A 25,638-nucleotide genomic window follows, 5' to 3' on the forward strand; every position below is an offset into this window, starting at 1 on the left:
CGGCACCAGGGCTGGCTGCCGGAGGAGATGAACCGCACCATCCACGGCGTCGAGCACTGGCTGGCCGGCGAGTCGGGTCGGGTGATCGTCTGCTCCGGCTACATGCGCGACGAGGTGACCGGCCTCTTCGGCGTGCCGGCGGGCCGGGTCGACGTGGTGCCCAACGGGGTGGAGCCGCACCGCTGGCGGGTCCCGGCGGCCGCGGTGGCGAAGGCGCGCGCCCACTTCGCCGGGGACGGGCCGCTGGTCACCTTCGCCGGCCGGCTGGTCTACGAGAAGGGCGTGCAGCACCTGATCGCCGGCCTGCCCCGGCTGCGCGAGCGGCACCCCGGGCTGCGCGCGGTCATCGTCGGCGACGGGCCGTACCGCGGCGAGCTGGAGGCCGAGGTGCACCGGCTGGGCCTCGGCGGCACGGTCAGCCTCCCGGGCTTCCTCGGCGGCACCGACCTGCCCGCCGTGATGGCCGCGTCGGACTGCTTCGCCGTGCCGAGCATCTACGAGCCGTTCGGCATGGTGGCCCTGGAGGGCGCCGCCGCCGGCGCGCCCCTGGCCGTCGCCGCGACCGGCGGGCTCGCCGAGATCGTCGAGCCCGGGGTGACCGGGATGACCTTCCGGCCGCACGACCCGGACGGGCTGACCGACGCCGTGCACGCGCTGCTGTCGGACCGGGAGCGGGCCCGCGAACTCGCCCGCCGCGCCCGCGTCATGGTGCACGAGCGGTACGGCTGGGCGGCCATCGCGCAGCGTACGGCCGCCGCCTACGCGGGGGCGATGGCCACCGCCGGTGCGTTCGCCGCCGAGCGGGTGACCCGGGGCCGCGCCGTCCCGGCCGTCGCCGAGGGCAACCTGCTGGCCGCCGCCGGCCTGCGCTGAGCCGTACGCCGGGCCCGCTCCCGCCGCCACGGCGACGGGGCGGGCCCTCGCGCGCCGGCGGCCGTGGGCGGTCGGCACGGAGCACGAGACGGGGAAGGGCCGCGGCCCCGGGCGGCTCCGGGGGCCTCGCCGGCCGTACGGGCCGGCGCGTCGACGCTCGCCGAGCGGGGCGTACGCCCGCTCGGGCGCGCCGGTGTAGATCTGCCGCGGCCGGCCGATCTTCGTCTCCGGGTCGTTGATCATCTCGCGCCACTGGGCGATCCAGCCGGGGAGCCGGCCCAGCGCGAAGAGCACCGTGAACATCTTGGTCGGGAAGCCCATGGCCTTGTAGATCAGGCCGGTGTAGAAGTCCACGTTCGGGTAGAGCCTGCGGGAGACGAAGAAGTCGTCGGCGAGGGCGATCTCCTCCAGCTGCATGGCGATGTCCAGCAGCGGGTCCGGCTTGGCCATCCGGCCGAGCACGTCCTGGGCCGCCTTCTTCACGATCGCCGCGCGCGGGTCGTAGTTCTTGTAGACCCGGTGGCCGAAGCCCATCAGCTTCACGCCGTCCTGCTTGTCCTTCACCTTGCGGACGAAGGACCCGACGTCGCCGCCGTCGGCCTGGATCTTCTCCAGCATCTCCAGCACGGCCTGGTTGGCGCCGCCGTGCAGCGGGCCGAAGAGCGCGTTGACCCCGGCGGAGACCGAGGCGAAGAGGTTGGCGTTGCTGGAGCCGACCAGCCGCACGGTCGACGTGGAGCAGTTCTGCTCGTGGTCGGCGTGCAGGATGAACAGCATGTCCAGCACCTTGGCCATCACCGGGTCGACCTCGTACGGCTCCGCCGGCACACCGAAGGTCATCCGCAGGAAGTTCTCCACGTAGCCCAGGGAGTTGTCCGGGTAGAGCAGCGGCTGGCCGATCGACTTCTTGTACGCGTACGAGGCGATGGTGGGCACCTTCGCCATCAGCCGCACCGTGGACATCTCGACGTGGGAGGAGTCGAACGGGTCCAGGCTGTCCTGGTAGAAGGTCGAGATGGCGCTGACGGCCGAGGAGAGCACCGCCATCGGGTGCGCGTCGCGGGGGAAGCCGTCGAAGAACCGGCGCATCTCCTCGTGCAGCAGGGAGTGCCGGCGGATCCGCTCGGTGAACTCGGTCAGCTGCTGCTGGGTGGGCAGCTCACCGTAGATCAGCAGGTAGGAGACCTCCAGGAAGGAGGACTTCTCCGCGAGCTGCTCGATCGGGTAACCGCGGTAACGCAGGATCCCCGCGTCGCCGTCGATGTAGGTGATGTCGGACGAGCACGCCGCGGTGTTGACGAAGCCGGGATCGTACGTCGTCATCCCGGTTTCCCTCAGCAGCTTGCCCACTCCGATGCCGGCGGGGCCCTCGACCGCGGATTGCACCGGCATCGAAAGCTGCCCACCGGGGTGATCGAGCTTGACTTCCGTCATGTTTCCCTCGCTTCGCCGGCAGATCTGCGTTGAATTGCCTTCGCTTTTACCGTAATCACGGCCGAGGAGATACCGCCCGTCGTGGCTCGGGGGTGAGGCATGCGTCACGCGTTTCCCGACCGGCGGGCCGGGAAACCCGCCCATTCCGGGCGAGCGGCCCCGGACGGGGCGTGGGAACGCTACCGTCCCGAGGCTTCCGCCGCCCGCCCGGCGGGCCCGTCAGGAGAGGTCGAGGCGGCGCAGCGACCCGTCGGCGGCCACCCGGAGGACGTCGAGGCGGTTGGCGCCGGCGCGGAAGAGCCGGTCGTCGGCGAGCAGGGCGGCGAAGCGGCGGCCACCGGCGTCGCGGGGAACCACCGGCACGACCGCGCCGACCCGGCCGTTGACGGCGATCGCCAGCGGGGTGCCGTCGGGTACGTCGTCCGGCACGTCGCCCCAGACGGCGGCCGGCAGCCGCCCGGTGTCCGGATCCACCGCGGCGAACGCGGCCAGGTCGGCGACGCGGGCGGTGCCTCCGCGCGGGCGGTCGCCGACGGCGGTGCCCACCAGCGGATGGGGCGCGGGCGGCGCGACGGGGGCCGGCACGCCGCCGGCGACCGGGGTCGGCTCGCCGGGACGGTCGTAGAAGACCTTTCCGGCCTCGGCGCGCGGGGCCTGCCGGGCGGAGCGGCCGTCGACGGGCCACGGGAGCCGGACGGCGGCCTCGTCGGCGAGGGTGGGCAGCAGGTCGACGTGCTGCCAGTTCCGGTCGTCGACCCGCCCGGCGCGTTGGCCGGGGGTCTTGACGAACGTCGGCACCCAGGCCACCTCGCCGGGTGCGGTCCGGATGGCGTCCATGCCGCGCCCCTGCGCGCCCGGGGTGAAGCTGACGCCGTGGTCGGCGGTCACCACGAGCAGAGCCTGGTCGTAGAGGCCGGTGGCCCGCAGGGTCCGCAGGGTCTGCCCGATCAGCCGGTCGGTGTAGCCGAGCTGCGCGAGGTGCCGTCGGCGGGCCAGCTCCGTCCAGCCCGTACCGTCGCTCGGCAGGTCCTCCGGGGCGTCGTAGCGCGCCCCCGACGGCAGGTACGCCCACGGCGAGTGCGGCATCAGCAGGTGCAGGAAGTGCAGCGTGGGCCGGGACGCGGGGCGCAGCCCGGCCAGGAAGCCGGTGAACCGGGCCGGCTGGTTGTCGTCCAGGCTGTCCCAGCGGAACTTCGGGTCCGCCGGTACCGGCTCGGCGGCGTCGATGCCCGCCTCCGCCGCCGTGCGCTCCCGGTAGGAGTCCTCCGGATCGACGCGGCTGTCGACCGGGGCGGCGAGCTGGCGCAGCAGCCCGCCCGCCCGCCGCAGGAGCACGCCCGTCCCCTGCTGCGGGCTGACCGGCCGCTCGCAGCGGCTGGGCGGGCAGAGCCGGGTGATGCTCTCCTCGGCGCGGACGTCGTAGAGGCCGCCGAAGGCGGTGAAGAGGTTGTCCGGGTACTGCGAGTAGTGCGGCGCCGCCGCGCGCTCCGGGTACCGGCCGGTGAGCATCGCCGGCAGCGCGTAGGGCGTCCAGCCGCTGACCCCGGTGGCGTTGCGGTACCAGGTGGAGCCCGCGGCCAGCTCGGCGAAGTGGGGGAACCGGGTGGCGTCCACCCGCCCGTCCGGGCCGAGCAGGGAGACCAGAGGCAGCTCGTCGAGGACCAGCACGACCACCGGCGGATGGTGGCCCGGCCCGGCCGTCCCGGCGGCGCCGCCCTGGCCCCGGGGCAGCACCACCGTCGAGGTCGGCGAGGCGAACACGAACAGCCCCACGAAGAGCAGCGGCCCGGCCGCGGCCAGCCGCAGCGTGCGCCCGGGCGCGCGCCACCGCCGGTGGGCGGCCGCGCCGGCTGCGCCGAGCAGCCCGGCGGCCAGCAGCAGCGGTACGCCCCGCAGCGGCGTGCCGTACCGGCCGACCTGCACGGCCAGCGCGGCGAGCAGCAGCCCGACCAGCAGGGTGTGCGTCGCCGAGCGGGCGGCGCGCCCGGCGAGCCGGGACAGCGCGCCGAGCAGCGCCACGGCGACGGTGGGCAGCAGCGCGACCGACGCCACCAGCAGCAGGATCTCGCCGGGTTCCGCCCGGTGGAACAGGAAGAAGTCGGGGCTGCGCCCGAGCACGTCCAGCAGCGGCTGGGTGACGACGAGGCCGAGGAGGCCCGCCAGCTCGGCCAGCCGGCCGAGCTCCTTCCGCCAGCCGAGCCGGGTGCGCCGGGCGGGCGCCTGGCGCCGGTCGGGCCGGCCACGCCGACCGAGCGCTGAGCGCCGGCCGGGCCACGCCGGCCGGCGGGGCGTCGGGCCGGGCGCGGACGCCCCGCCGGGCGCCGGCTCAGCCACCCGTTACCGCCGCGTAGAGCGTCCGGGTGCCCGAGGGCAGGTCGAGTCGGCGGACGATGCGGCAGCGCGCGGCCAGCAGCCGCTCGAACTCGGCCCGCCGGTAGTCGGGGAAGATCCCCTCGGGTTTGTTGGCGAGCAGCCGCCGGGCCATCGGGTCCCCGGGATGGACGAACTCCGCCACGATCCGCGCGCCGGGTGCGCCGAGCCCCACGAGCCAGTCCAGCACCTCGGGCAGCGGCACGTTGCGCCCGATCGCCAGGTGGTGCACCACGGCCAGGGCGAGGATCGCCTCCGCCCCGGCGCGGTCGGCGAACGAGGCCCGTTCCGCGCCGCGCCAGCCGCCGCCGGGCGACGGGTCGGCGAGGTCCATCACCAGGGGCAGGATCCGCCGTTCGCCCTCCGCGCGCAGGTCCCGGTAGAGCCCGTCGAGCACGGCCGGGTCCTGTTCGACCGCGACGACGTAGTCGGCGTGCCGGGCGGCGAGGCGGGCGTACCGGCCGTCGTTGGCGCCGAGGTCCAGCGCCAGGCGGGGCCGCGCCCCGTCGGCCAGCGCCTCGGCGACGAAGCGCTCCTTGGCGGAGCGGTCTTCGGCGCTGTAGGCGCAGGTGCGCTGGTAGTCGAGCCAGTGGCTGGCCGGGGGGCGGTGCTCCAGCCGCCGCACGAGCTTCTCGATCCCGCGTACGGTGGCCAGCGTCAGCTCGCGGGAGTAGCCGGCGGCCCGCAGCTGGGACCGGACGTCGGCGGTGCTGGCCCGCGCGTTGCGTCGCTGCATCGCGTCGTGCAGGTGCACGTGGGTGGGCACCCCGGGCAGCAGGCGGCGGGCGCCGCCGAACAGCCGGCGCATCTGGTCGGGCTCGATGCCGTCGACCCGGGCCCGCAGCCAGGGCTGGAAGTCCAGCCCCAGGTGGGCCCCGAGCAGCAGCGGGTAAAGCAGCGTCTGGCAGAACTGCCGGTACCCGGCCCACGGTTCGCCGTCGCGCGCCGGGGTGAACGACCCGACGTCGATGAAGACCGGCTCCGCGCCGCGGAACTGGAGGTTGTAGGCCGAGCCGTCCTTCGTGCTGAACCCGGCCGGCAACGCCGCCCGCAGGATCTCCAGGTGCAGCAGGGCCGCGTCCCTCAGCATGCTGAAGGACCACTCGTACGGGTGCGAGACGAACGGGATGCGCTCGTGTCGTAGCACGGCGGCCCACCGCTGCCCGGCGGGTGCCCCCGGCGCCTCGACCGCCTCGGTGCCGCAGACCTTCCCGGCGGCGAGCAGGGGCGGGAAGAAGGTGCTGGCGGCCAGCGCGCGCCACTGCCCCGCGGCCTGCTCGTCGAGCCCGCGCAACACCTCGCCGTCGAGGTGGAAGACCCGGTTGGCGGGGTCGCGGAACGAGCCGGGCTCGGCACGCAGGCCGGTACGGGAGGTCGCCATCGCCCGGGTCAGCGCTGGTCGGTGGGGTGGCGACGGAACCGGTCGACGAGTCGCCGCCAGTAGAGCTTGGCCGCCACCGCCGCGCCGGCCACCCCGCCGACCACCGCCTGCACGATCAGGCTGCCGGACCCCGCGTCCAGGTAGGCCAGGTGTTCCACCGGGCACTCCTTCCCTCGCGTTCTGGACACCGGCGTACGCGGGCATGACCCCGTGGGGGATTTGCCCGGAAAGCCGGACTTGTCTACACGCTACGCCGGTCGTCCGGTTCGTGCGGGGCACACCCGGCAGTCCGTCCGGCGTCCGTTTCGTTCAAGACGGCCGGCGCGAGCGGCCCTACGGTGGTGGCCATGGCACCGACACTGGATCTCATCGGCATCGTCAGCGGCGACCTGTCCCGCTCCCTCGCCTTCTACCGGCGGCTCGGTCTCGACATCCCGGCCGACGCCGACACCGACCCGCACGTGGAGATCACCCTGCCCGGAGGGCTCCGACTGGCCTGGGACACCGCCGAGACCGTCCGCTCCTTCGACCCCGACTGGAAGCCCGGCGGCGGTGGCGGGGCCGGTCTCGCCTTCCGCTGCGCCGACCCGGCCGAGGTGGACCGGCTCTACGCGGAGCTGGTGGCCGAGGGGCACCCGGGCCACCTGCCCCCGTGGGACGCCTTCTGGGGCCAGCGGTACGCGGTGGTGCGCGACCCGGACGGCAACGCCGTCGACCTCTTCGCCCCGCTCCCCCGGCCCTGACACGCGGGCCCCTCGGGCGCCTCGCCCGGCCCGCGCGGGGTCAGCGCGACAGCAGGACGGTGGGCGGCACCCCGGCGAGGTCCCGCACGTCACGGGTGAGGTGGGCCTGGTCGGCGTAGCCCACCCGCGCCGCCACCTCGGCCAGCGGGGTGCCGGCTCGGGCCAACGCCAGCGCCCGCCGCATCCGCAGGATCCGGGCCAGGGTCTTCGGGCCGTACCCGAACAGGTGCCGGCAGCGGCGGTGCAGGGCGCGCGGGTCGAGGCCGGCCTCGGCGGCGGTCGCGGCGACGGTGGCCCCGCCGGCCAGCGCGGCGGCGACCCGGGCCCCGAGCGGATCGGGTCCGCCGGCCGCGCGCAGCCGCCGTACGGCGATCTCCGCCAGCGCGGCGGCCGGGGCGGCCTCCACCCGCCGCGCCAGCCGGGAGGCTTCCCGCTCGCCCCACAGGTCCGCCAGGGCGACGCGCCGGTCGCGCAGCTCGACAGCCGGCACGCCGAGCACGGCGGGGCCGGTGCCCGGGGGAAGCCGCAGCCCCACCCAGCGCTGCGCCGGCCCGCCGCCGCTCACGTGGGCCGTGCGGTCCGGCCCGGCCACCACCAGCCCCGAGCGGCTCGACCAGAGCAGGTCGACGCAGCCGTCGGGGAGCACCCGGGTCGGCGCGGCGCCCGCCGCCGCGGCGCTGGTCCAGAGCACGGCGCCGGCGAACCCGGCGGGACGTTCCCGGTACATGCCGCCCAGCCTGCCACGACCGGGCTAGCCTCCGAAGGTGCGATGGTCGGTGCTGGACGCCCCGCTCGACTCCTCCGGACGCGGCCGGGGCGAGCGGCGGGCCCCCGCGGCGCTGCGGGCCGCCGGGCTGCTGGAGCGGGTGGGCGCGGCGGACGCCGGCGAGGTCGACGCCCTGGTCACCGACCCGGTGCGGGACCGGGAGACCGGCGTGATCGGCGTCGAGCAGGTGCGGCGCGCCAGCCGCGCGCTGGCCGTACGGGTGACGGAGCTGCTCGGCGCGGGGCGGCAACCGCTGGTGCTCGGCGGCGACTGCGCGATCCTGCCGGGCACGTTGCAGGGGCTGCCGGCCGGCTTCGACCTGTGGTTCCTCGACGCCCACCTGGACTTCGAGGACGGCCGGACCTCACCCAGCGGCGAGGCGGCGGACATGGACCTCTCGATCGTCACCGACCACGGCCCGGCGGGGGTCCTCGACCGGGAGGGACCGCTGGTCGACCCCGACCAGGTGCACGTGCTCGGCCACCGGCCGCTCGACCGGGTCGCCCCCGAGGGAAGGGAGGCCTCCCGGGTCGACCCGGCCGTCCGCCTGGTGGCGGCCGCCCGGTTGCACGGCCCCGACGCGGCCTCGGCGGGCCGGGATCTCGCCGCCGGCACGACCCCGGCCTGGCTGCACCTCGACCTCGACGTACTCGACCCGCTCGCGCTGCCGGCCGTCAGCTACCCCGAGCCGGGCGGCCTGGAGTGGGCCGACCTGACCGCGCTCGCCCGGCCGCTGGTGCACTCGGGCCGGCTGATCGGGATGAGCGTCACCGACTTCAACGCCGACGAGGACCCCGACGGCCGGCACGCCGAGCGAATCGTGCGCGCCCTTGCCGAGCTGCTGGCCGACTGAGCGCCGCCACCGGGTCGGCCGCCCCGGACGTCCTCATTCGGTCATGCCCACCGGGTACGTGTGCACGAAGCGCATCGTCCAGGTGCCGCCACCGACGGGCTGCTCGCGTCGGTAGAGGTGGTCGGGTCCGCCGCCGGGCGCCGCCGCGACGCCGTCGGGGTGGCGCAGGATCCAGTGCGCGGGCGGGGCGCCGTCGGGCTCGGCGGGCAACGCCCGCACCAGGTCGTGGGCCGGGCCCCCGACGAAGCGTACGGTCACCTCGCTCATCCGCGCGCCCGTCCTCCCGCGTACCGCCCGACACCCGAGCCTGACGCCCTGGCTCGCAAGCTACCGTAGTCGGGGACGGCCCGCCCGGATCCGCCGGCGGTTTGCCCTGATCGGAGCTCGGGTACCGCACCCTTGGCGACCCGTCGTGGGACGGGCCACGAGGCAGGGAGCGGCCGATGAGAACGCTGGACGGGCGGTACCGGCTCGAACAGCGCATCGGCATCGGCGGCATGTCGGAGGTCTGGCGGGCCCACGACGCGGTGTTGGACCGGGCGGTCGCGGTCAAGGTGATGTCCCCCGGGCAGGAGGGGCAGGACGCCTCCCTGGAGCGGATCCGCGCGGAGGCCCGCTCCGCGGCCCGGCTCGTGCACCCCAACGTGGCCTTCGTGCACGACTTCGGCACCTGCGGGACGGGACCCGAGGGCCGGGTGCCCTACATCGTCATGGAGCTGGCCGAGGGCGAGACGCTGGCCGCGCACCTGCGGGTCGGGCCGCTGGACTGGCGCATCGCCGTACGGGTCTGCGCCGAGGTGAGCGCCGCCCTGGCCGCCGCCCACTCGCACGGCATCGTGCACCGCGACGTGAAGCCGGCCAACGTGATCCTGACCCCCGCCGGCGTGAAGGTGCTCGACTTCGGCATCGCCGCCCCCTCCGGCACCCCGGACCAGTCCCCGGAGGGGATGGTGGTCGGCACGCCGGCCTACCTCGCGCCGGAGCAGCTGGACCGGGCGCCGGCCACGCCGGCCGCCGACATGTACGCCCTCGGCGTCCTGCTCTACTACTGCCTGACCGGGCGACTGCCGTACCGGGGGGACACGGCGACCCAACTGCTCGGCGTGCGGCGGCGGCAACCGCCGGCGCCGCTGCCGGAGATCGAGGGGCTGCCGCCGGAGGTGGCCGAGCTCTGCGCGGACTGCCTGGCCGACGACCCGGCCGACCGGCCGACCAGCCTGGTGGCCGCGTTGCTGCTGGCCGAGGCGGTGGATGCCCGGGTGTACGTGCCGATACGGCAGCTGACGCCGCCCCGCCAGCGCGACGGCGGGGTGTCGGCGTGGACCGACCGGGCCGCGGCCGAGGCGACCGAGGCGGCTCCGGTCCCCGACTGGTCCACCCGGGCGGGCTGAGCCCGTCCCAGCTCCACGTCGCGCCTCCCGCCGACGCGGTTCCGTCCGCCGCCGACCGGCCACCGGCGTTTCGCCGCCCCGGCGTCGGGAAGTCCGGCGAGTGAGCGACGGGAGGAACGCGATGCCGGAATCGAGCTCCTGGCTGAACGAGACGGCCACCGCGACCGCCGAGGGCGGCCACGTACGCACCGACGACGGAGGGCTCTCCACGGCCCTCGCGTCCCCACTGGCGCCACACTGCTCGGGGTTGACCCCGGAGCAACTGCTCGCCGCGGCCTTCGCGTCGTGCCTGCACCACGCCGCGGTGGAGGCGGCGGGCGAGATAACCGACGAGGCGCACACCGTGCAGGTACGCGCGGAGGCGAAGCTCGGCCGCGACGACGACGGCCGGTACCGGGCCGACGTGCACGCCTCCATCTCGTCCGCGGGGCTCACCCGCCAGCAGCTGGCCGAGTTGGTCGAGCACGCGGACCGGCTGTGGCCCTTCTCCAGCGGCGACGGCAGCCGGCACCGGCTCACCGTCACCCCGGCCGAGAACGGCCGGCACTGAGGCGGCGCGGGCGACCGGCACTGACGCGGTGCGGGCGGAGCTGGGCGCCCGCTCGGCGGAGCGGCGGCGGGCCCGAGCGACGGGGTCGGCTCCACCGTTCGGTGGAGGGCGTCCCCCGCCGCCGCGCCGGACACCACAAGATCCAAGATTCGCCCGACCTATGCGGGAATATCAGGCATGGACGGTATAGCGGATAAGCTCGATCGGCGGCTTTGCTGACCCGTTGAGGGGTTTTTCCCGGTGGATCGCCGCAAATTGTGGCGTACGCCACCAACCAGGCCGATGGCAAAGCGGGATCGACTTTCTAGCCTCGGCGGGTGCACCCCGACGCCCCCATCGACCAGAAGCTGACCCAGGATCGACCGGCCACCCACCCGGCCGACCCCGCCTCCACCGAACGGACGATCGGCCGTCACCGCGCTCCCGATCGGCAGCGTCGTGGCGGCCTGCTCGCCTCGACCCCCGTCCGGGTCGCGCTCGCCACCGGTGTGACCTGCTGCCTCGGCGTGGCCGCGTTCGCCGGCACGCGCGACGACGCCGACGCCGCGCCGGAGCCCGTGGCCGAGGCACTGGTCGAGCGGGCCGTCGACGACGGCCGCGCCTCGCGCTCCCTGGACCGGGCCGCCTCCCCCACCCCGACGCTCAGCCCCCCGCCGTCGCCGAGGCCGACGCCCTCTGCCACCCGCAAGCCGCCGCGCAAGCCGGCGAAGCCGCCCCGCCCACGCCCGGTGGCCGGGCTCACCCAGGTCCAGATGGACAACGCCAAGATCATCGTCGACGTGGGCGTCGAGCTGAAGATGCCCCGCCGCGCCCTGGTGGTCGCCGTCTCGACGGCGATGCAGGAGAGCCGCCTCTACAACCTCGCCAGCGACGTGCTGCCGGAGTCGACCCGGTACCCGCACCAGGGCAGCGGCTCGGACCACGACTCGGTGGGGCTGTTCCAGCAGCGCCCGAGCAGCGGCTGGGGCACCGTCCGCGAGCTGATGCGCCCCTCGTACGCCGCACGCGCCTTCTACGAGGCGCTGCGAGAGGTTCCCGGCTGGCAGCAGATGAGCGTGGCCGGCGCGGCCCAGGCCGTCCAGGTCTCGGCCTACCCCGACGCGTACGCCCAGCACGAGGGGCTGGCCACGACGGTCGTCGCCGCGCTGACCTGACCACCCGCTTCCGGGCGACGGTCAGCGGATACCGGCGCGACCGCCCGGGGGATCACTCGACGCGTCCGCGCCACCGCCGCCGGCGATCCGGGTCGCCGGCACGCCGCCGGGCACGCCCGCCGCGGCGGTCGGGGTGTCCGCCGGGACCGGTTCGACGGTCAGGCCGTCGAGGATCCGGTCCACCCGGTCCGCGCGCCGGCGCCGCGCGTACAGCGCCGCCTCGAAGTCCCGTCGGGCCTGCACCGCCTCGGCGTAGACCCGCTCGCGCACCTGGCGGGCCTCCTCCCGGGCCGCGTCGAGTTCGACCCGCGCCCGGGCCAACAGGTCGGCCGCCTCGCGCTCGGCGGCCCCCGCGTCGCGCCCGGAGCGGCCGGGGTCGCCGAGGTCCAGCCGGTGGAGCAGGCCGCGCAGCCCCGCCGCCTCGTCGCGGATCTCGTCCCACACGCGGCCGGCTCGGGCGGCGCCCTCCGCCCGGGCGGCGAGCCGGGTCAACCGGACGCCGATCTCGTCCAGGCAGGAATCGACCTGCCGCTGGTCGTAGCCGGACCCAACGACGGAGAACCTCATACTGTCGCCCCCCCCAGGCAGCTGATGCTTCCCTTCCCCTGGATCCTCTGCGCTCGCCAGGACGGCCGAGGGGGTTCGGGAAAAATGTTCAGCATGCGGACGCCACGGGGATCCGGGCAGCCGCGGCGCCCGCAGGCCCAGCCGGCGCGCCCGGTCGGCTAGGAGCGCTTCGGGAGCACGACCACCCGGCCGAAGAACTCGTCGATCCGGTGCACCACGTCGTTGAAGTCGTCCAGGTCGATCGGCTTGGTCACGTAGGCGTTGGCCTGGAGCGTGTAGCTGCCCACGATGTCGGTGTCGGCGTTGGAGGTGGTCAGTACGACGATCGGGATGGTCCGCAGGTCCTCGTCGCTCTTGACCTCGCCGAGCACCTGCCGCCCGTCCATCCGGGGCATGTTCAGGTCGAGCAGGATGACGTCCGGCCGCCGGGCGTCGGCGTGGCGCCCCTCGCGACGCAGGAACTCCATCGCCTCCTGGCCGTCGCTGACGACGTCGATGATCTTCTCGACGTCGGAGTCCGCGAGGGCCTCCTCGATCATGAGCACGTCACCCGGGTCGTCGTCCACCACGAGGATGCGAACCGGACTAGGGCTTTCTGCACCCATCAATACCTGCTTCGTGTCGGTGGAACGGAGGAACCTCGAGGCGCTGTGCCGGCGGGGAAATCTAGCCCATCAACCGACGTGCCGCGCCGCCGGGTCGGCGGCGCCGGGCTCGTATCTCAGCACCTGGGCGAGCCCGGTGACCTGGAGCACCCGGTCGACCCGGCCGCTGGCGCCGGTCAGCCGCAGCCAACCGCCGTCGGCGGCGACGCGGTTGTCGCCCCGGACGAAGGCCGCGATGCCGGTGGAGTCGCAGAAGGTGAGCTGGGACAGGTCCACCAGCAGGTGGCGCTCGCCGCCCTCGACCAGCCGGTCGATGACGGAGTTGAGCTCGGGCGCGGTGCTCAGGTCGAGTTCACCGGCCAGCCGAAGACATGCCCCTCCGCCGTCCCGGTCGGCGCACGTGACGGTGAACGTCACCCGTGGTCCCCTTCGCTCCACCGCAGGCGGATGCTTGCAGTGCAGCAAGTATAAGCAGGAGCCACGGGCAGGACCGCACCGGCGTCAGCTGTCCCGGGAGCCGCCCGCCGCGGCCACCGCGGCCACGGAGGCCCCGGCCGCGTCGAGGAACCGGGCGGCCCGGGGAAAGTCGCGCAACACCCGTCCGTAGTGTTCCAGAGTCAGACCGAGCACGGGAGCCGGCACACCGCGGCTGGTGAGGATCTCGACGAGCCAGTCGACGAACTCGGCGAACAGCGAACCGTCGTCGACATAGAGCGCGGCGGCCAGGAAGTCCACGATGTAGCCGAGGTCGCTGACGGTGGAATCCAGCTGGGCGGGGGTGTAGTCGCGCGTCGAGGGATCCCGCTCCCGCAGGTCGGCCAGGGCCCCGTCGATCAACTCGCCGCGCCGCTTGGCCAGGCTGGTGTACTCGTCGTCGGCCAGGTGGGACAGCTCCGCGGGCGCCACCCGGCGCAGCGCGCGCTCGTCGGCGACCAGATCGGCGGCGCTCGGGGCGTCGGGCGCCCAGGCGACGCCGAGCCGCCGGGCCCAGCGCCCGTCCACGCCGAAGCCCCGGCCCCCCACCACCACCGGGACGTCCGCCCGGCGGCACGCCTCGACCATGCGGTGCGCGTGGGGCAGCCGCATCGGCAACGCGCACGCCAGCGCCACCGCGTGCGCGTCGTGCCGGTGCAGATAGGAGACCAGGTGCGCGGCGGGGACGCTCGCGCCGAGGAAGGTGACCTGCCAGCCCCGCAGCCGCAGCACCTCGGCGACGAGCCGGGGCGGTAGAGCATGCCACTCCCCGTCCATGCACGCCACCACGACCCGGCCCCGCGTCGGCCGCGAGTCGGCGTACGCGGCGACCGCCGCCACCACCCGCTCGCTGATGTGGGTCGCGGCGTGCTCCTGAGCGACGCTCCACTCGTTGCGCGCCCACCGCTCCCCCACCTCGGCCTGGGCGGGAGCGACCAGGTCGAGCAGGACGCGCTCGGCGGGCACGCCGGCAGCCAGCAGCCCGGTGGCCACCTCGATGGCGGCGTACTCGTCGGCCTCCTGGAGGCACTCCAGGTAGCGGGGCCAGGCACCGGCCGGGACGGCCCCGGTGATCGGGCCGACGGTCACGGGTTGCTCTCCCTCGGGTCGGCGGGCCCGGTCGGGTCGGGCACCGCGTGCAGGTGCCGGGGCGCGCGCCCGCCCGGACCCGTCGCCCGCAGCGCGAGCACGGCGATGTCGTCGTGGTCGCCGTGTGCCAGCCAGTCGCAGGTCACCTGCTCGACGCGCTCGGCGAGGGCCGGGGCGGGCATCCGCTGGCAGTCGGTCACGGCGTGCACCAGCCGCTCCGCGCCGAACTGCTCGTCGCCGCGCCGGCCACCGCGGGCCTCGGTCACGCCGTCGCTGTAGAGCAGGCAGGTCTCGCCCGGCTCCAGCCGCACGGTCACCTCGCCGATCCGGGGATCGGGCACCACGCCGACGAGCATGCCGGAGAGCGGGACCTGCTCGACCTCGCCGGAGGCGCGCAGCACCAGCGGCGGCAGGTGGCCGCCGCCGGCCATGGTGAGGGTCAGGCCCCCCTCGCGCTGCGCCCGGACCACGCCCAGCACCATCGTGGCGAACCGCCCCTGGCCCTGGGCCTGGCTGGTCTCCAGCAGCGCGTCGTTGAGCAGCTTCAGCAGACGCCCCGGCTGCGACTCCACCCGGTGCAGCGCCTGTAGGCACTGGCGCAGCTGGCCGGTGAAGACCGCCGCCTCGACGCCCTTGCCCGAGACGTCGCCGAGGAAGAAGACCGAGCCGCCGTCGGCCAGCCGGTGCGACCCGTAGAAGTCGCCGCCGATGCGCAGGCCGGCCTGGGCCGGCCGGTACGCGGTGCCCCACTGCACCCCGGCCGCCTCGGCCGGCTCCACCGGCACCAGGCTCGCCTGGAGGGTGTCGGCCACCTCGGCCTGGTCGCGGTAGAGCAGCGCGGTGGTCAGGGCGGCGCCGCCGCGGGCCGCGAAGGCGCGGACCAGGTCCACGTCGTCCTCGTCGTACGGGCGGACGAGGCCGCGCGCCACCAGCAGGACCGCGACCGGCGCGTCCCGACCGGGCAGCGGCACCACCCGCGCGCAGGAGCCCGCCGGGGCCAGCCCGGGCAGCCAGCCGGCCTCCACGGCCTGCTCGACCAGCCAGTCGACGGTGTGCGGCTCCGCGCCGTCCAGCCCTTCGGTGATCGCCGGCGGCAGGTCGGCGGCGCTCAGCACGCCGCTGTCCACCACCGGAGCGTCGTCGTCGGTGCGGGTGGCCCGCCACCAGCGGGCCCGCCCCGAACGGGGAGCCAGCACCAGCACCGCCACCTCGGCCAGCGTCGGCACCGCCAGCCGGACCACCGCCGCGGCGGCCCGGTCCGGGTGCAGGGGGTTGCCGAGCTTCTCGCCGACCACGGCCAGGAACGCCGAACGGGCCCGCTCGGCGAGCAGGGCGTCGGCGCGGGTGACGCTCTCGGTGACGTCCTCGACGTACCAGCAGCAGCGCGCGACCGACAGCGGCACCCGGCGGGCGCGCAGCCGGCGGCCGTGGTGGGTGAACCCGCCGTCGCCGGTCAGCCCCGCGATGCCGGCCACCGCCAGCAGCTCGCCCACGGCGACCTCGGGCAGGAGCCGCTCGGCGACCGGGCTGACATGCTGGACGACGCCCCGCGCGTCGCAGACGACGAGGCCCTCGCGGAAGTGCTCGACGACCTCCGACCAGTCGGGCGTCGCGTGCGCCCGGTCGGGCGACAGCACGGGCAGCGCGGGGGCCGGGCGCGCCGGAGCGTCGGCGGATCCCGCCGCGGCCCGTACGGCACTCGGTGTGGAGATCCGTCCGTCGCCGGGATCCCAGTCCCGGACGTCGGCAGCAGTCACCAGCTAAGCCCCACTCCTTGTCGAACCCGTACCACCGTGAGGCGGCACACGCGGTCAAGTCTCTGGATCCACCCTACGCCGCCCTGCTCCGACCGCCACCCGACGCCCGTCGCGCGACCGGCTGTCGCGTGCCGGGCGGTGGCCGCCGGGGGTTGTTACGATCCCCTCGCCCCTGCCCCTCGGCAGACTGCGAAAGGCGTGATCGTGCTGTCCCATCGGAGCGGACCAGCGGTGACTCCGTTGAGCGTCGCCGTCGACCGGTCGGATCCGGACGTGCCCCTCATCCGCGTCGGGGGCGACCTCGCCTACACCACCGCCGGCCCGCTGCGGGCCGAGGTGGACCGGATCCTCGTCGAGGCTCCACCGGCCCTCGTCCTCGACTTCGCCGACCTGCTCTTCATCGACAGCACCGGCCTCGGGGTGATCGTGCACGCGTGGCGCGAGGGGCAGCAGGGCGGCACCGTCCTGCGGCTGCACGCCGTGCCCCGGTTCCTTGAGACGATCCTCGACATGACGGGCGTCACGGGCCTGCTCGCCCGGCCCGCCGGCGACCGGACGGCGACGGCTGAGGATGCCGCCGCACACCCCGCCAGCCGGGCGTGACGCCGATCCCCGGCCCCGGCTTTGCGTGCGGGCCCGCGGCTGGGAGCATGACGGCATGACCGCCCAGCTGTTGACCATCGAGGTCACCCGGCTCGACGCCGGGCGCGCCCGGCTCCGGCTGCGCGGTGAGCTGGACTTCGACACCGCCCCGGAGCTCGTCGCCGCCGCCGCCGAGCTGCACCGCGACGGCTACCAGGAGCTCCTGTTCGACCTGGGCGAGGTCAGTCTCTGCGATTCCTCCGGGCTCAGCGCGCTCCTGACGGCCCATCGCGGCGGCACGGGGGCGGTCCGGCTCTGCGGGGTCGGCCCGCAGTTGCAGCAGCTGCTCGACCGCACCGGGCTGATCGAGCTGCTGGCCGTCGAACGCGCCGCCGACGGCGACGTCCAGCAGGTCGGCTGAGCCCGCCGGGGTCACGCGTGCGGGGTGGCCCCCGACCCTGGGACCAGGGGCCGGGGGCCGGAGTGAGGCTCAGGGCGCGGTGAGCGGTTGCAGCCGGGGCCCGTCGGTGCGCAACTGCCGCGTGGACGGCGGTTCGGCGTCCTCCGGTGCGCCGGAGTCGGGCGTGTGGAAGAGGTAGCGGACGAACACCCCACCCGCCTCGTTGTCGTCCGCTCCGGGCCACTGCCCGACGCAGTCCACCCCGACCACCTCGCGGCCCGAGCCGTCGGCCTCCTCCAGCAGCGCCCACAGGCTCACCGGATAGCACCGGGTGTCCTCGGGCGAGAGGCGCCAGCGGGCGTACCACCCGGGTCGGGCGGGAACGATCTCGACGATCCTCTTCATCACGACCTGTCCTTCCGCGTTGTCGGAAGTTCTCCGGTCCACCGCGATCGTCCGCCCCGCCCGGGTGACGGGCCCTCACCCCCGCGGGATGAGGTTGCCCGGCCCCCGCCGCGACGGCGCCGGCCCGGCCGCGGGCGTCCGTTTCGGTGCCGGAAGCGGTGGGAAGGCGACCGGCGGAAGCGAGGGAACACCAGCGGAAGCGAGGTGTCACCATGCGCAAGCAGATGGAGGGCGACAACCAGCGCCGCCGGGCGCTGGCCCGCCAGGCCCGCGAACGCGGCATGCGGGCCAGCGACACGGGGGCCAGCCTGAGCGCCTCCAAGCAGCTCACCCACCTGGACCGGGGCAAGCGCGCCGGGCCGCCGCCCGCCGGCATCAACCACAAACCGGACAGCACCCGGGGCGGGCCGGCGCCGCCGCCGGCGGGCGTACCGGCGGCCCCGCGTCCCCTGCCGGACGAGGGCCCGTACCCGCCGGAGGGCACCCCGATCGGCTACCACGCGCTGGTCGACGACGTCGTCCGCCGCACCGGGACGGACTTCCGGACGGCCAAGGTGGGGGTCGAGTCGACCGTGCTGGTGCTGGCCTGGGCCCTCGACGAGGCGGAACGGCGCCGGCTGCTCTCGGCGGTGCCGACGAAGCTGCACGACGTCCTGCCGGTGGACGGCATCCGGCGGCGCCGGGACCTGCCCGGCTTCCTGGCCGAGGTGGGCCGGATCAGCGGCCGTACGCCGGAGCAGGCCCGCTACCAGGCGGAGGCGACGGTCGCGGCGCTCTCCGACCACGACGGCGACCTGGTCGAGTCGCTGCGGATGCCGGACGGCCTGCGGGACCTGCTGGACCCGCCGGCGGCGGGCGGCGGGCTGGTGGGCGCGAGCAGCGCCACCCCGGAGCTGGACGACGCGGACCTGCGGGAGGCGCTGCGTGAGCTGCCGTACTGGTCCGGCGACGGCAACGGGCTGTGCCGTACGGTCGAACTGCCGCCGGACAACCTGGACCGGGTGCTGGACCGCCTCGACCGGTTGCGACAGCAGACGGGGCGCGGCCCCCGGATCGGCCGCCCGGACCCGGGCACCGCCGTGCTGACCGTCCGGTCCCGGCAGGCCGACGCGGTCACGGCGATGGACGTGGAGCTCGCCCACGCCGTCGACGAGGCGATCGACGAGGCGGGCGCCGGGATGGCGAGCGGCTGACCCGGGGCGGGCCGGCGGGCGACCCGCCGGCCCGCCGGCGGCTCGGCTAGCCTGCGACGGGTGGAGCCCGACCCGGAGCGGCTGGAGCTGGTCGTCGACCCGGCCCGGCCGAGCGGGCGTACGCTCCTCGCGGCCGGCGTCGAGCAGTCCTACGTCGACGTGGTGGACCCCCGCCACCTGCACTTCGAGTACGTGCGGCGGATGGCCGCCGTGGCCGACCTGGCGGCGCCGCCCGGCCGCCCGCTCGACGTGCTGCACCTCGGCGGCGGGGCGCTGACCCTGCCGCGCTACCTGGCCGCGACCCGGCCCGGTTCGGCGCAGCTGGTCGTGGAGCGCGAGCCGGCCGTGGTGGAGCTGGTGGCGCGGGAGCTGCCGGCGCCGCCCGCCGGGATCGACGTCCGGGTGGCGGACGCCCGCGACGCGCTGACGGACGCGCCGCCGGCCGGCAACGACCTGGTGCTGGCCGACATCTACCGGGCGGCCCGGATGCCGGCGCACGTACGCGGCGTCGAGTTCGTCGCCGAGGTGGCCCGGACGCTGCGCCCCGACGGGATCTACCTGGTCAACGTGACCGACCTGCCGCCGCTGGTCTTCGCCCGGGTCCAGGCCGCCACCCTGCGGGCCGTCTTCGCCGACGTCTGCCTGCTGGCCGACCGCCGGATGCTGCGCGGGCGGCGGTACGGCAACGTGGTGCTCGCCGCCGCGCCGCGCCCCGGGCGGCTGCCGGTGGCCCGGTTGGCGGCCCGGGTCGCCCGGGACCCGGTGCCCGGCGGCGTGCTGCACGGGGCGGGGCTGGACGCCTTCGTCGCCGGGGCCCGTCCCGCCACGGACGCCGCTGCCGACCGGCGCTGACGCGGCAGGCCCCGGCGTCGCGCGGGACCGCGGCGAGCTGCTCAGCGGGCCCGGCCGGCCAGCTCCGGCGAGGAGCTCTCCAGCGGCACGGCGTTGGCCGGGACGAGGCCGAGCTGCACCGCCGGTCGCGGCAGCGCGGCGTCGAGCAGCCAGTCCGTGCCCACCCGGATCCGGTTGCCCGGCATCGCCAGCAGGTGGTAGCCGCGGGTGACCGCCTTGGCGGGCAGCCCGGACAGCGAGACCTTCAACGGGTTGGCCGCCGCGTCCTTGCCGCCCAGGTCGACCACCCAGCCGAGGTCGTGGTGCTTGTACGGCCTGCGTCGCCCCTGCCCGTAGGAGGCGGCGATGTTCTGCGCGGCCAGCTTGCCCTGCCGCTGCGCGTGCTGCGCGGTCATCGTGCAGATCTCCCCGGGCCGGGTCAGGTCCGGCACGGCGGCGGCGTCGCCGCAGGCGTACACCTCGGGGAAGCCGGGGACGCTGAGGTACTCGTCGACGACCAGGCGGCCCCGCTCGGTGCGCAGCCCCAGTTCGGCGACGAAGGGGTCGGGGCGTACGCCGACGCACCAGACCAGGGTGCAGGTGGGCACGTACTCGCCGTCGGTCAGCTCGACCCCGTCGGCGGTGGCGACCGCCACCGAGGTGCCCAACCGCACGTCCACCCCCCGACGGCGCAGCACCCGGTCCGCGGTCTGCGACATCCGCCTGTCCAGCTCGGGCAGGACCCGGGCCGCGACGTCCAGCAGCAGCCACTTCGGCCGGATCTTGAGCCGGGGGCGCTGGGAGACCAGTTCGTCGGTGAAGAGCTGGCCGTGCGCGGCCACCTCCGTCCCGGTGTAGCCGGCGCCGACGACGACGAAGGTGGCGCGGGCCTGCTGCTCGGCCGGGTCCTCGGTCTGCTCGGCGAGTTCGATCTGCCGGACCACGTGGTCGTGCAGGTAGAGGGCCTCGGGCAGGCCGCGGAAGCCGTGGGCGTACTCGGTCACGCCCGGGATCGGCAGCAGCTTGTTGACGCTGCCGACGGCCAGCACCAGCCGGTCGTACGCGAGCCGGTTGCGGTCCCCCTCCGGCTGGGTGAAGCCGACCCAGCGGTTCTGCAGGTCGAGGTGGTCGGCCTCGCCGATGACCACCCGGACCCCGTCGAGCGTCCCGGCCAGCGGCACGGAGATCCGGCGCGGCTCGACCACGCCGGCGGCCACCTCGGGCAGCAGCGGCAGGTAGAGGAAGTAGTCGGTGGAGTTCAGCACCACGATCTCGGCCCGGCCCCGGGCCAGCCGGCTCAACGTCTTCGCCGCGTGGTAACCGGCGAACCCGGCCCCCACGATCACCACACGAGGTCTCGTCATTGCCGCACCGTTCCCACCCCGGGGCGGGACAAACGTGGCGGTTCGGACGATTCAGCACTCGGCCAGCCGGACGTGCCCGGCCTGCCCGACCGCCTCCACCTCCCAGCACCGCCCGAACGCCCGCACCCGCTCGGCGGAGATCCGCCCGACCTCCTGCGGCACGTCGGGGTCGAGGACCAGCCGGCCGTCCACCGGGTTCAGGTCGAGCATCGCCCGGACCAGGGCCAGCGGGGTGCCCGTCGCCCACGCCTGCGGGCTGCACGCGGTCGGGTACGGCACGGCGAAGAGCAGCCGGTCGCGCTGGTAGCCGCTCATCGCCTCCGGCAGGCGGTAGCCGAACTCCTCGGCGGCGTCGAGCATGGCCAGGGCGATCCGGTTCGCCTCGGCCCGGTAGCCGTAGCGGGCCATGCCGAGCGCCGCGATGGAGTTGTCGTGCGGCCAGACCGTGCCGAGGTGGTAGCCGAGGGCGTTGTAGGGCCGCTCCTCCCGGGAGAGGGTCCGGACCCCCCAGCCGGAGAACATGTCCTCGGACATCAGTTGGCGCACGACCGTCCCGGCCCGCTCCGGCGGCACGATGCCGCTCCAGAGCAGGTGGCCCATGTTGGAGGTCTTCGAGTCGATCGGGTTCTTGTCGCCGTCCAGCCCCACCGCGTAGAAACCGCCGCGCTCCTCGATCCAGTAGTCGCGGTTGAACCGCTCGTAGAGCGTGCCGGCGTCGGTGCGCAGCCGGCGCGCCAGCATGGGGTCGGCGAGCGGGCCGTCGGCGAGCTCGGCCAGCCGCAGCTTCGCGTCGTAGGCGTAGCCCTGCAGGTCGCTGGTGGCGACCGGCAGCACGGGGAGGCGGCCGTCGGCGAAGCAGACGCCGTCCGGGGAGTCGCGCCAGCACTGGTTGCCCAGCCCCTCCGGGGAGCGAGTGGCGTACTCCACGTAGCCGTCGCCGTCGCGGTCGCCGTACCGGTCGATCCAGTGCAGGGCGGAGAGGGCGTTGCCGCGCAGGAAGCGGACGGTCTCGTCGTCGCCGGTCCACCGCCAGTACTCCGAGAGCAGGATCAACCAGAGCTGGGTGGCGTCGGCGGTGCCGTAGTAGGGCCCGTACGGCTTCTGCCCGGACCGGGTCAGCTCGCCGCTGCGCACCTCGTGCAGGATCTTGCCCGGCTCCTCGTCGGTGAAGTCGTCACACTTCTGGCCCTGCAACCGGGCCAGCGCCAGCAGCGCGCCCTTGGCCAGCGCGGGCCCGGCCACGAGCGTCTGGTACGCGGTGATCAGGGTGTCCCGGCCGAAGACGGTGAGGAACCAGGGCAGGCCGGCGCCGGGAAGCATGATCCGCTGACCCTTGACCTCGATGTCGAGCCGCAGCGCCGCGAGGTCGTCGCGGCACTGCCGGACCGTCCGCTCCAGCGCCTCGCTGTCGCTGTGCAGCACGGCCCGGCTCAGGGTCCAACGGCGTACCGGGTCGTCGGCGCGCCGGTGGAACACGTCGGCGATGTCACCCCGGACCGGCTCCACCACCCCCATCCCCGGCGGCAGTGGCACGTGCAGGTCGACCTGCCACTCCTCCCCGCGCGTCAGCGTGACGTCCCAGATCAGGTCGTCGCCCTCGATCCGGTCGGCGGGCCGGGAGCAGCAGACCCGCGTCACGGCCGAGAACTCCCCCCGGGCGTAGCTGAAGCACAGCTCCGAGCCGTCCGCGGCGTGGCTGCGGGTGATCTCGGCGGAGCGGTCCCGGACGCCGGACTTGACCTCGAAGAGGTCGGCGAAGTCGACCCCGACGGAGAGCCGCAGCTCGATCCGGACCGGTTCGGGCCGGAAGGAGACCATCTCGACCCGCTCGTGGAAGCCGTCGCTGACGTAGCGCAGGCGCCGCAGGCCCAGGCTGTCCGGCGGCAGGTCGGGCTGCGCCGGGTTGGTCAGCACGTACTGCGCGGAGTAGTGGTCGATGGTCTCGGCCCGCAGCACCAGCAACTCCTCGCCGTTGACGGTGAGCACCCAGCCGCTGAGCAGCCGGGTGTCGAGGTGCACCAGCCCGCCGATGCTGCCCGCGGGCACGTCACCGCACGGGTCGGAGTACATGAAGGTCGGGCCGCTCAGCACCGCGAGCGAGTTCGGGCCGAGCTCGGGCGGCATGGCCCGCTGGTCGCCGCTGTCCCGGGCGGCGGACCGCAGGCCCGGGGTCGGGTCGGCGGGAGTCGGACGCGCGACAGCCATGTCCCCACGGTAGGAAGGAGGATCACCGCGCGTCATCACCCGCTCCGGGTGAATCGTGCGGGGCGGCGACCGCTCACCCGGGGCGGGTGGGGTCGCCTCACCCGCCCCGGGGGCACGGTGGCGCCACAGCCACCAACCGGAAGCCGACGGGAGGGCAGCGCCGTGAGCATGCCGATGTCCAACGACCACCGCCAGCCGGTCTACCTGCGGCAGAGCGGCCGCACGCGGCTCACGCCCCGGCAGCGCCGGCGCGTCGAGCAGAAGCAGGGACGGTTCGAACGCCTGAACATCCAGCGGGCCGAGGGGCGGCGGCCGGGGCGTTGAGCGCCGTACGGGTCGGTGGGGCCGTGGGCCGCCACCGGCCTACCCACCGGCGGGCACCGGCGCGGTGACGGCCCACCGTTCGTGGTCGCGCCAGGCCCCGTCGACGAAGAGGTACTCGGGCGAGTAGCCCTCCAGCCGGAAGCCGAGCTTTCGGACCACGCGACGGGACGGCTCGTTGCCCGGTTGGATGTTCGCCTCCAGCCGGTGCAGGCCGAGCGTGTCGAAGGCGTGCCGGACCACCAGGCCGACGCCGGCGGAGGCGTGCCCGGTGCCGTGGTACGGCAGGAAGGCGGCGTAGCCGAGATAGCCGCCGCGCAGGGCGCCCATGAGGATCCCGTTGACGTTCACGTAGCCGGCGATCGCCCCGGAGTCCCGGTCGCAGATCAGGTAGCCGGCGTGGTCGCGCCGGCGGATCCTGCGCAGGTACGCCGCGTACGCCGCCGGGTCGGCCGGGGCGGCGAGCCAGGGGTGGTGCAGGTCGCGGCTGCGCCGGGCCGCCGCCACGAACTCGTCCTCGTCGACCGGGCGGGGCCGACGGATGGCGACGGAACCGGCCGTCCGCAGATACCTCACGGCGAACCACTGTGGCCGGGGCCCCCGCCGTTGTCCAGCGGGTTACGGGCCGGTGGCGGGACGCGAAGCGGCGGGCCCCCGGCGCGCCGCCCTCACAGCGGGCGCGGGTGCGGCTGGTCCGGCGGCATCGGCACCCGCAGGAAGGTGGCCCCGCGCAGGTCCAGCCAGGCGTGGTCGGGCGAGCGGACCAGCCGCAGCATCACCTCGGCGCAGTTCGGGCAGCGCCCGACCAGGCCCGGCGCGTGCGGATAGACCCGCAGGCCGGCCATCGGCCCGAGCGTGCCGCAGTGCTCGCACCGCCCGGTCGCGGCGCTCAGGTCGACGGCGAACAGCTCGCGCAGCGGGCCGTCGAGCATGTTGCCGTCCAGGTACGACGTGTCGGTCATCGTCCGCTCCTCCTCGACGTTCAGCCGGTCGGGCCGAAGCGTTCGGTCCTCACCCGCCGGCTCTGGTGGCCCAGCCCGACGAGCAGGTCCGCGGCGGTCTCCACGAAGCCGGTCGGCCCGCAGACGTAGCAGAGCGGCTCCAGCTCCGGCGGCCAGCCGTGGCTGTTGACGTCCGCCAGCCCGATCCGGTGCGGCTCGCCCCGCCAGCCCGCCGGCGCCTCGCGGGTGTACACGTACGCCACGTCCAGGCCCAGGTCGTCGCGGACCCGGCGGCGCAGCTCGTCGGCGTAGAACACGTCGGCCGGGGTGCGCACCGCGTAGATCAGCCGGAACGGCACCCGGCTGCCGGCGGCGCGGCGGGCGCGCACCATCGCCATCAGCGGTACGATCCCCGACCCGCCGGCGACCAGCAGCACCGGCGAGGTCTGCTCCGGCCGCCAGACGAACCAGCCGCCGACCGGGCCGCGTACCTCGACCGGGTCGTCCTCGGCGTAGACGTCGACCAGGTACGGCGACACCTCGCCGTCGGGCACCCGCTGCACGGTCAGCGCGACCCGGTCGCCGTCGGCCGGGGCGGCCAGCGAGTACGAGCGCGCCGCCTGGTAGCCGTCGGGGGCGGTGAGCCGCACGTCGACGTGCTGCCCGGGCAGGTGCCCCGGCCAGCCGGGCACCTCCAGCAGCAGGGTGTGCGCGGTCGGGGACTCCACCCGACGCTCGCGCAGCCGGGCCACCCGCCAGCTCGCCGGCGCGCTCAATCGCCCTGGTACCGCTGCTCGCGCCACGGGTCACCGTAGTCGTGGTAGCCGGCGGTCTCCCAGAAGCCGGGAAGGTCCTCGGCGGTGAGCCGGATGCCGCGTACCCACTTGGCGGACTTCCAGAAGTACAGGTGCGGCACGAGCAGCCGGGCCGGTCCGCCGTGCTCGGCCGGCAGCGGCCCGCCGTCGTAGCGGTGCGCGATCCAGGCCCGCCCGCCGCGCAGGTCCGCCAGCGGCAGGTTCGTGGTGTAGCCGCCGTACGAGTGGGCCTGCGCGTGCCGCGCGGCGGTGTCGATCCCCTCCAGCAGGGTGTCCAGGGAGACCCCCTGCCAGTCGGTGTCCCGCTTCGACCAGCGGGTGACGCAGTGGATGTCCACCGTCGGGGTCTCCTGGGGCAGCGCCATCAGCTCGTCCCAGCTCCAGCGGAACTCGGCGCCGGACTCGGTGGAGATGACGAACTCCCAGGTCTCCGGCGGCACCCGTGGCGTCGGGCCGGCGGAGAGCACCGGGAAGTCCTGCGTCAGGTACTGCCCGGGCGGCAGGGCCGGCTCCGCCGAGCGGGGCCGGCCCTGGAAGCCCGGTGACACGATTCCCACCCGTCAGTCGTAGCACC

28 protein-coding genes and 1 pseudogene are annotated in these 25,638 nt (G+C 75.3%); 11 read left to right on the plus strand and 18 right to left on the minus strand.

Translation table 11 applies throughout. The features are described from left to right. Positions 1–873: glycosyltransferase family 4 protein (locus V6V16_RS23850; protein WP_334565497.1), on the plus strand; the 873-nt coding region annotated here is incomplete at its 5' end. A 153-nt stretch (positions 874–1,026) separates the two neighbouring features. Here V6V16_RS23850 and V6V16_RS23855 read toward each other — a convergent pair. The 4 genes and pseudogenes from V6V16_RS23855 to V6V16_RS23870 all read right to left on the minus strand — a co-directional run. Then, positions 1,027–2,307, minus strand: a pseudogene (locus tag V6V16_RS23855) (citrate synthase); the annotation flags it as partial. A 219-nt stretch (positions 2,308–2,526) separates the two neighbouring features. Further along, the gene (locus tag V6V16_RS23860) at positions 2,527–4,641 is read right to left on the minus strand and encodes a sulfatase-like hydrolase/transferase (protein ID WP_334565438.1); all 2,115 of its coding nucleotides are present in this window, start codon (positions 4,639–4,641) and stop codon (positions 2,527–2,529) included. Next, positions 4,634–6,058 (minus strand): class I SAM-dependent methyltransferase, encoded by a 1,425-nt coding sequence (locus tag V6V16_RS23865; protein ID WP_334565440.1) that lies wholly within the window; start codon positions 6,056–6,058, stop codon positions 4,634–4,636. The genes V6V16_RS23860 and V6V16_RS23865 overlap by 8 nt, the downstream gene beginning before the upstream one ends. A gap of 8 nt (positions 6,059–6,066) precedes the next feature. After that, entirely contained in the window at positions 6,067–6,216 is a 150-nt protein-coding gene (locus tag V6V16_RS23870) for a hypothetical protein (protein WP_334565441.1), read from the minus strand. 189 nt (positions 6,217–6,405) lie between these two features. Here V6V16_RS23870 and V6V16_RS23875 point away from each other — a divergent pair, with 189 nt between their 5' ends. Continuing rightward, complete coding sequence (locus V6V16_RS23875) at positions 6,406–6,801, plus strand: VOC family protein (RefSeq protein ID WP_334565442.1); 396 nt, start codon at positions 6,406–6,408, stop codon at positions 6,799–6,801. Positions 6,802–6,841: 40 nt separating this feature from the next. On the opposite strand, the gene V6V16_RS23880 is transcribed toward V6V16_RS23875, so the two are convergent. Beyond that, positions 6,842–7,528 carry a helix-turn-helix domain-containing protein gene (locus V6V16_RS23880; RefSeq protein ID WP_334565444.1) on the minus strand — a complete coding sequence of 229 codons (687 nt, stop codon included), beginning with the start codon at positions 7,526–7,528 and terminating at the stop codon, positions 6,842–6,844. Between the two features lie 37 nt (positions 7,529–7,565). Between V6V16_RS23880 and V6V16_RS23885 the strand changes: the two genes are divergently transcribed. Further along, entirely contained in the window at positions 7,566–8,420 is an 855-nt protein-coding gene (locus tag V6V16_RS23885) for an arginase family protein (RefSeq protein ID WP_334565446.1), read from the plus strand. A gap of 33 nt (positions 8,421–8,453) precedes the next feature. Here the strand turns inward: V6V16_RS23885 and V6V16_RS23890 are convergent, their stop codons facing one another. Next, on the minus strand, positions 8,454–8,687 hold the full coding sequence (locus V6V16_RS23890) for a hypothetical protein (protein ID WP_334565448.1): 234 nt from the start codon (positions 8,685–8,687) through the stop codon (positions 8,454–8,456). 176 nt (positions 8,688–8,863) lie between these two features. Here V6V16_RS23890 and V6V16_RS23895 point away from each other — a divergent pair, with 176 nt between their 5' ends. From V6V16_RS23895 to V6V16_RS23905, 3 genes are all read left to right on the plus strand, one after another. Beyond that, complete coding sequence (locus V6V16_RS23895; RefSeq protein ID WP_334565449.1) at positions 8,864–9,811, plus strand: serine/threonine-protein kinase; 948 nt, start codon at positions 8,864–8,866, stop codon at positions 9,809–9,811. 121 nt (positions 9,812–9,932) lie between these two features. After that, a complete protein-coding gene (locus tag V6V16_RS23900; protein ID WP_091631363.1) occupies positions 9,933–10,361 on the plus strand; it encodes an OsmC family protein in 429 nt (142 codons plus the stop codon). Positions 10,362–10,678: 317 nt separating this feature from the next. Next, complete coding sequence (locus tag V6V16_RS23905; RefSeq protein ID WP_334565454.1) at positions 10,679–11,515, plus strand: hypothetical protein; 837 nt, start codon at positions 10,679–10,681, stop codon at positions 11,513–11,515. Positions 11,516–11,536: 21 nt separating this feature from the next. Here the strand turns inward: V6V16_RS23905 and V6V16_RS23910 are convergent, their stop codons facing one another. The 5 genes from V6V16_RS23910 to V6V16_RS23930 form a co-directional block, all read right to left on the minus strand. Further along, positions 11,537–12,082: an ATPase gene (locus V6V16_RS23910; RefSeq protein ID WP_334565456.1), complete on the minus strand. Its 546-nt coding sequence runs from the start codon at positions 12,080–12,082 to the stop codon at positions 11,537–11,539. 158 nt (positions 12,083–12,240) lie between these two features. Further along, entirely contained in the window at positions 12,241–12,687 is a 447-nt protein-coding gene (locus tag V6V16_RS23915) for a response regulator (RefSeq protein WP_334565458.1), read from the minus strand. A gap of 69 nt (positions 12,688–12,756) precedes the next feature. After that, on the minus strand, positions 12,757–13,104 hold the full coding sequence (locus V6V16_RS23920) for an STAS domain-containing protein (protein WP_334565460.1): 348 nt from the start codon (positions 13,102–13,104) through the stop codon (positions 12,757–12,759). 84 nt (positions 13,105–13,188) lie between these two features. Beyond that, on the minus strand, positions 13,189–14,250 hold the full coding sequence (locus tag V6V16_RS23925) for a cobalamin B12-binding domain-containing protein (RefSeq protein ID WP_334565462.1): 1,062 nt from the start codon (positions 14,248–14,250) through the stop codon (positions 13,189–13,191). Beyond that, complete coding sequence (locus V6V16_RS23930) at positions 14,247–16,007, minus strand: PP2C family protein-serine/threonine phosphatase (protein WP_334565464.1); 1,761 nt, start codon at positions 16,005–16,007, stop codon at positions 14,247–14,249. The genes V6V16_RS23925 and V6V16_RS23930 overlap by 4 nt, the downstream gene beginning before the upstream one ends. A gap of 231 nt (positions 16,008–16,238) precedes the next feature. On the opposite strand from V6V16_RS23930, the gene V6V16_RS23935 reads away from it, so the two are divergent. Continuing rightward, on the plus strand, positions 16,239–16,610 hold the full coding sequence (locus V6V16_RS23935) for an STAS domain-containing protein (protein ID WP_334565465.1): 372 nt from the start codon (positions 16,239–16,241) through the stop codon (positions 16,608–16,610). Positions 16,611–16,665: 55 nt separating this feature from the next. Next, positions 16,666–17,010 (plus strand): STAS domain-containing protein, encoded by a 345-nt coding sequence (locus tag V6V16_RS23940; RefSeq protein WP_334565466.1) that lies wholly within the window; start codon positions 16,666–16,668, stop codon positions 17,008–17,010. A gap of 69 nt (positions 17,011–17,079) precedes the next feature. Here the strand turns inward: V6V16_RS23940 and V6V16_RS23945 are convergent, their stop codons facing one another. Further along, positions 17,080–17,394: a hypothetical protein gene (locus V6V16_RS23945; RefSeq protein ID WP_334565467.1), complete on the minus strand. Its 315-nt coding sequence runs from the start codon at positions 17,392–17,394 to the stop codon at positions 17,080–17,082. 212 nt (positions 17,395–17,606) lie between these two features. On the opposite strand from V6V16_RS23945, the gene V6V16_RS23950 reads away from it, so the two are divergent. Next, a complete protein-coding gene (locus tag V6V16_RS23950) occupies positions 17,607–18,587 on the plus strand; it encodes a DUF2267 domain-containing protein (RefSeq protein ID WP_334565468.1) in 981 nt (326 codons plus the stop codon). A 60-nt stretch (positions 18,588–18,647) separates the two neighbouring features. Further along, on the plus strand, positions 18,648–19,439 hold the full coding sequence (locus tag V6V16_RS23955; RefSeq protein WP_334565470.1) for a spermidine synthase: 792 nt from the start codon (positions 18,648–18,650) through the stop codon (positions 19,437–19,439). A gap of 41 nt (positions 19,440–19,480) precedes the next feature. Here V6V16_RS23955 and V6V16_RS23960 read toward each other — a convergent pair whose 3' ends face one another. Beyond that, positions 19,481–20,782 (minus strand): NAD(P)/FAD-dependent oxidoreductase, encoded by a 1,302-nt coding sequence (locus V6V16_RS23960; protein ID WP_334565472.1) that lies wholly within the window; start codon positions 20,780–20,782, stop codon positions 19,481–19,483. Positions 20,783–20,833: 51 nt separating this feature from the next. Then, positions 20,834–22,987, minus strand: coding sequence for an amylo-alpha-1,6-glucosidase (locus tag V6V16_RS23965; RefSeq protein ID WP_334565474.1), 2,154 nt, complete (start codon positions 22,985–22,987; stop codon positions 20,834–20,836). Positions 22,988–23,149: 162 nt separating this feature from the next. Between V6V16_RS23965 and V6V16_RS23970 the strand changes: the two genes are divergently transcribed. Further along, positions 23,150–23,311, plus strand: a complete 162-nt coding sequence (locus V6V16_RS23970; protein WP_334565476.1) for a hypothetical protein — start codon at positions 23,150–23,152, stop codon at positions 23,309–23,311. A gap of 39 nt (positions 23,312–23,350) precedes the next feature. On the opposite strand, the gene V6V16_RS23975 is transcribed toward V6V16_RS23970, so the two are convergent. The 4 genes from V6V16_RS23975 to V6V16_RS23990 all read right to left on the minus strand — a co-directional run bounded on the left by V6V16_RS23975 (position 23,351) and on the right by V6V16_RS23990 (position 25,612). Next, positions 23,351–23,884, minus strand: coding sequence for a GNAT family N-acetyltransferase (locus V6V16_RS23975; RefSeq protein WP_334565478.1), 534 nt, complete (start codon positions 23,882–23,884; stop codon positions 23,351–23,353). Positions 23,885–23,976: 92 nt separating this feature from the next. Next, the gene (locus V6V16_RS23980) at positions 23,977–24,270 is read right to left on the minus strand and encodes a DUF6510 family protein (protein ID WP_334565479.1); all 294 of its coding nucleotides are present in this window, start codon (positions 24,268–24,270) and stop codon (positions 23,977–23,979) included. 20 nt (positions 24,271–24,290) lie between these two features. After that, on the minus strand, positions 24,291–25,025 hold the full coding sequence (locus V6V16_RS23985) for a ferredoxin reductase (RefSeq protein WP_334565481.1): 735 nt from the start codon (positions 25,023–25,025) through the stop codon (positions 24,291–24,293). After that, positions 25,022–25,612 carry a sulfite oxidase-like oxidoreductase gene (locus V6V16_RS23990; protein ID WP_334565499.1) on the minus strand — a complete coding sequence of 197 codons (591 nt, stop codon included), beginning with the start codon at positions 25,610–25,612 and terminating at the stop codon, positions 25,022–25,024. The genes V6V16_RS23985 and V6V16_RS23990 overlap by 4 nt, the downstream gene beginning before the upstream one ends. Positions 25,613–25,638: the final 26 nt, after the last annotated feature.

The sequence above is a fragment of the Micromonospora sp. CPCC 205561 genome (assembly GCF_036906775.1).
Classification (GTDB): Bacteria; Actinomycetota; Actinomycetes; order Mycobacteriales; family Micromonosporaceae; genus Micromonospora.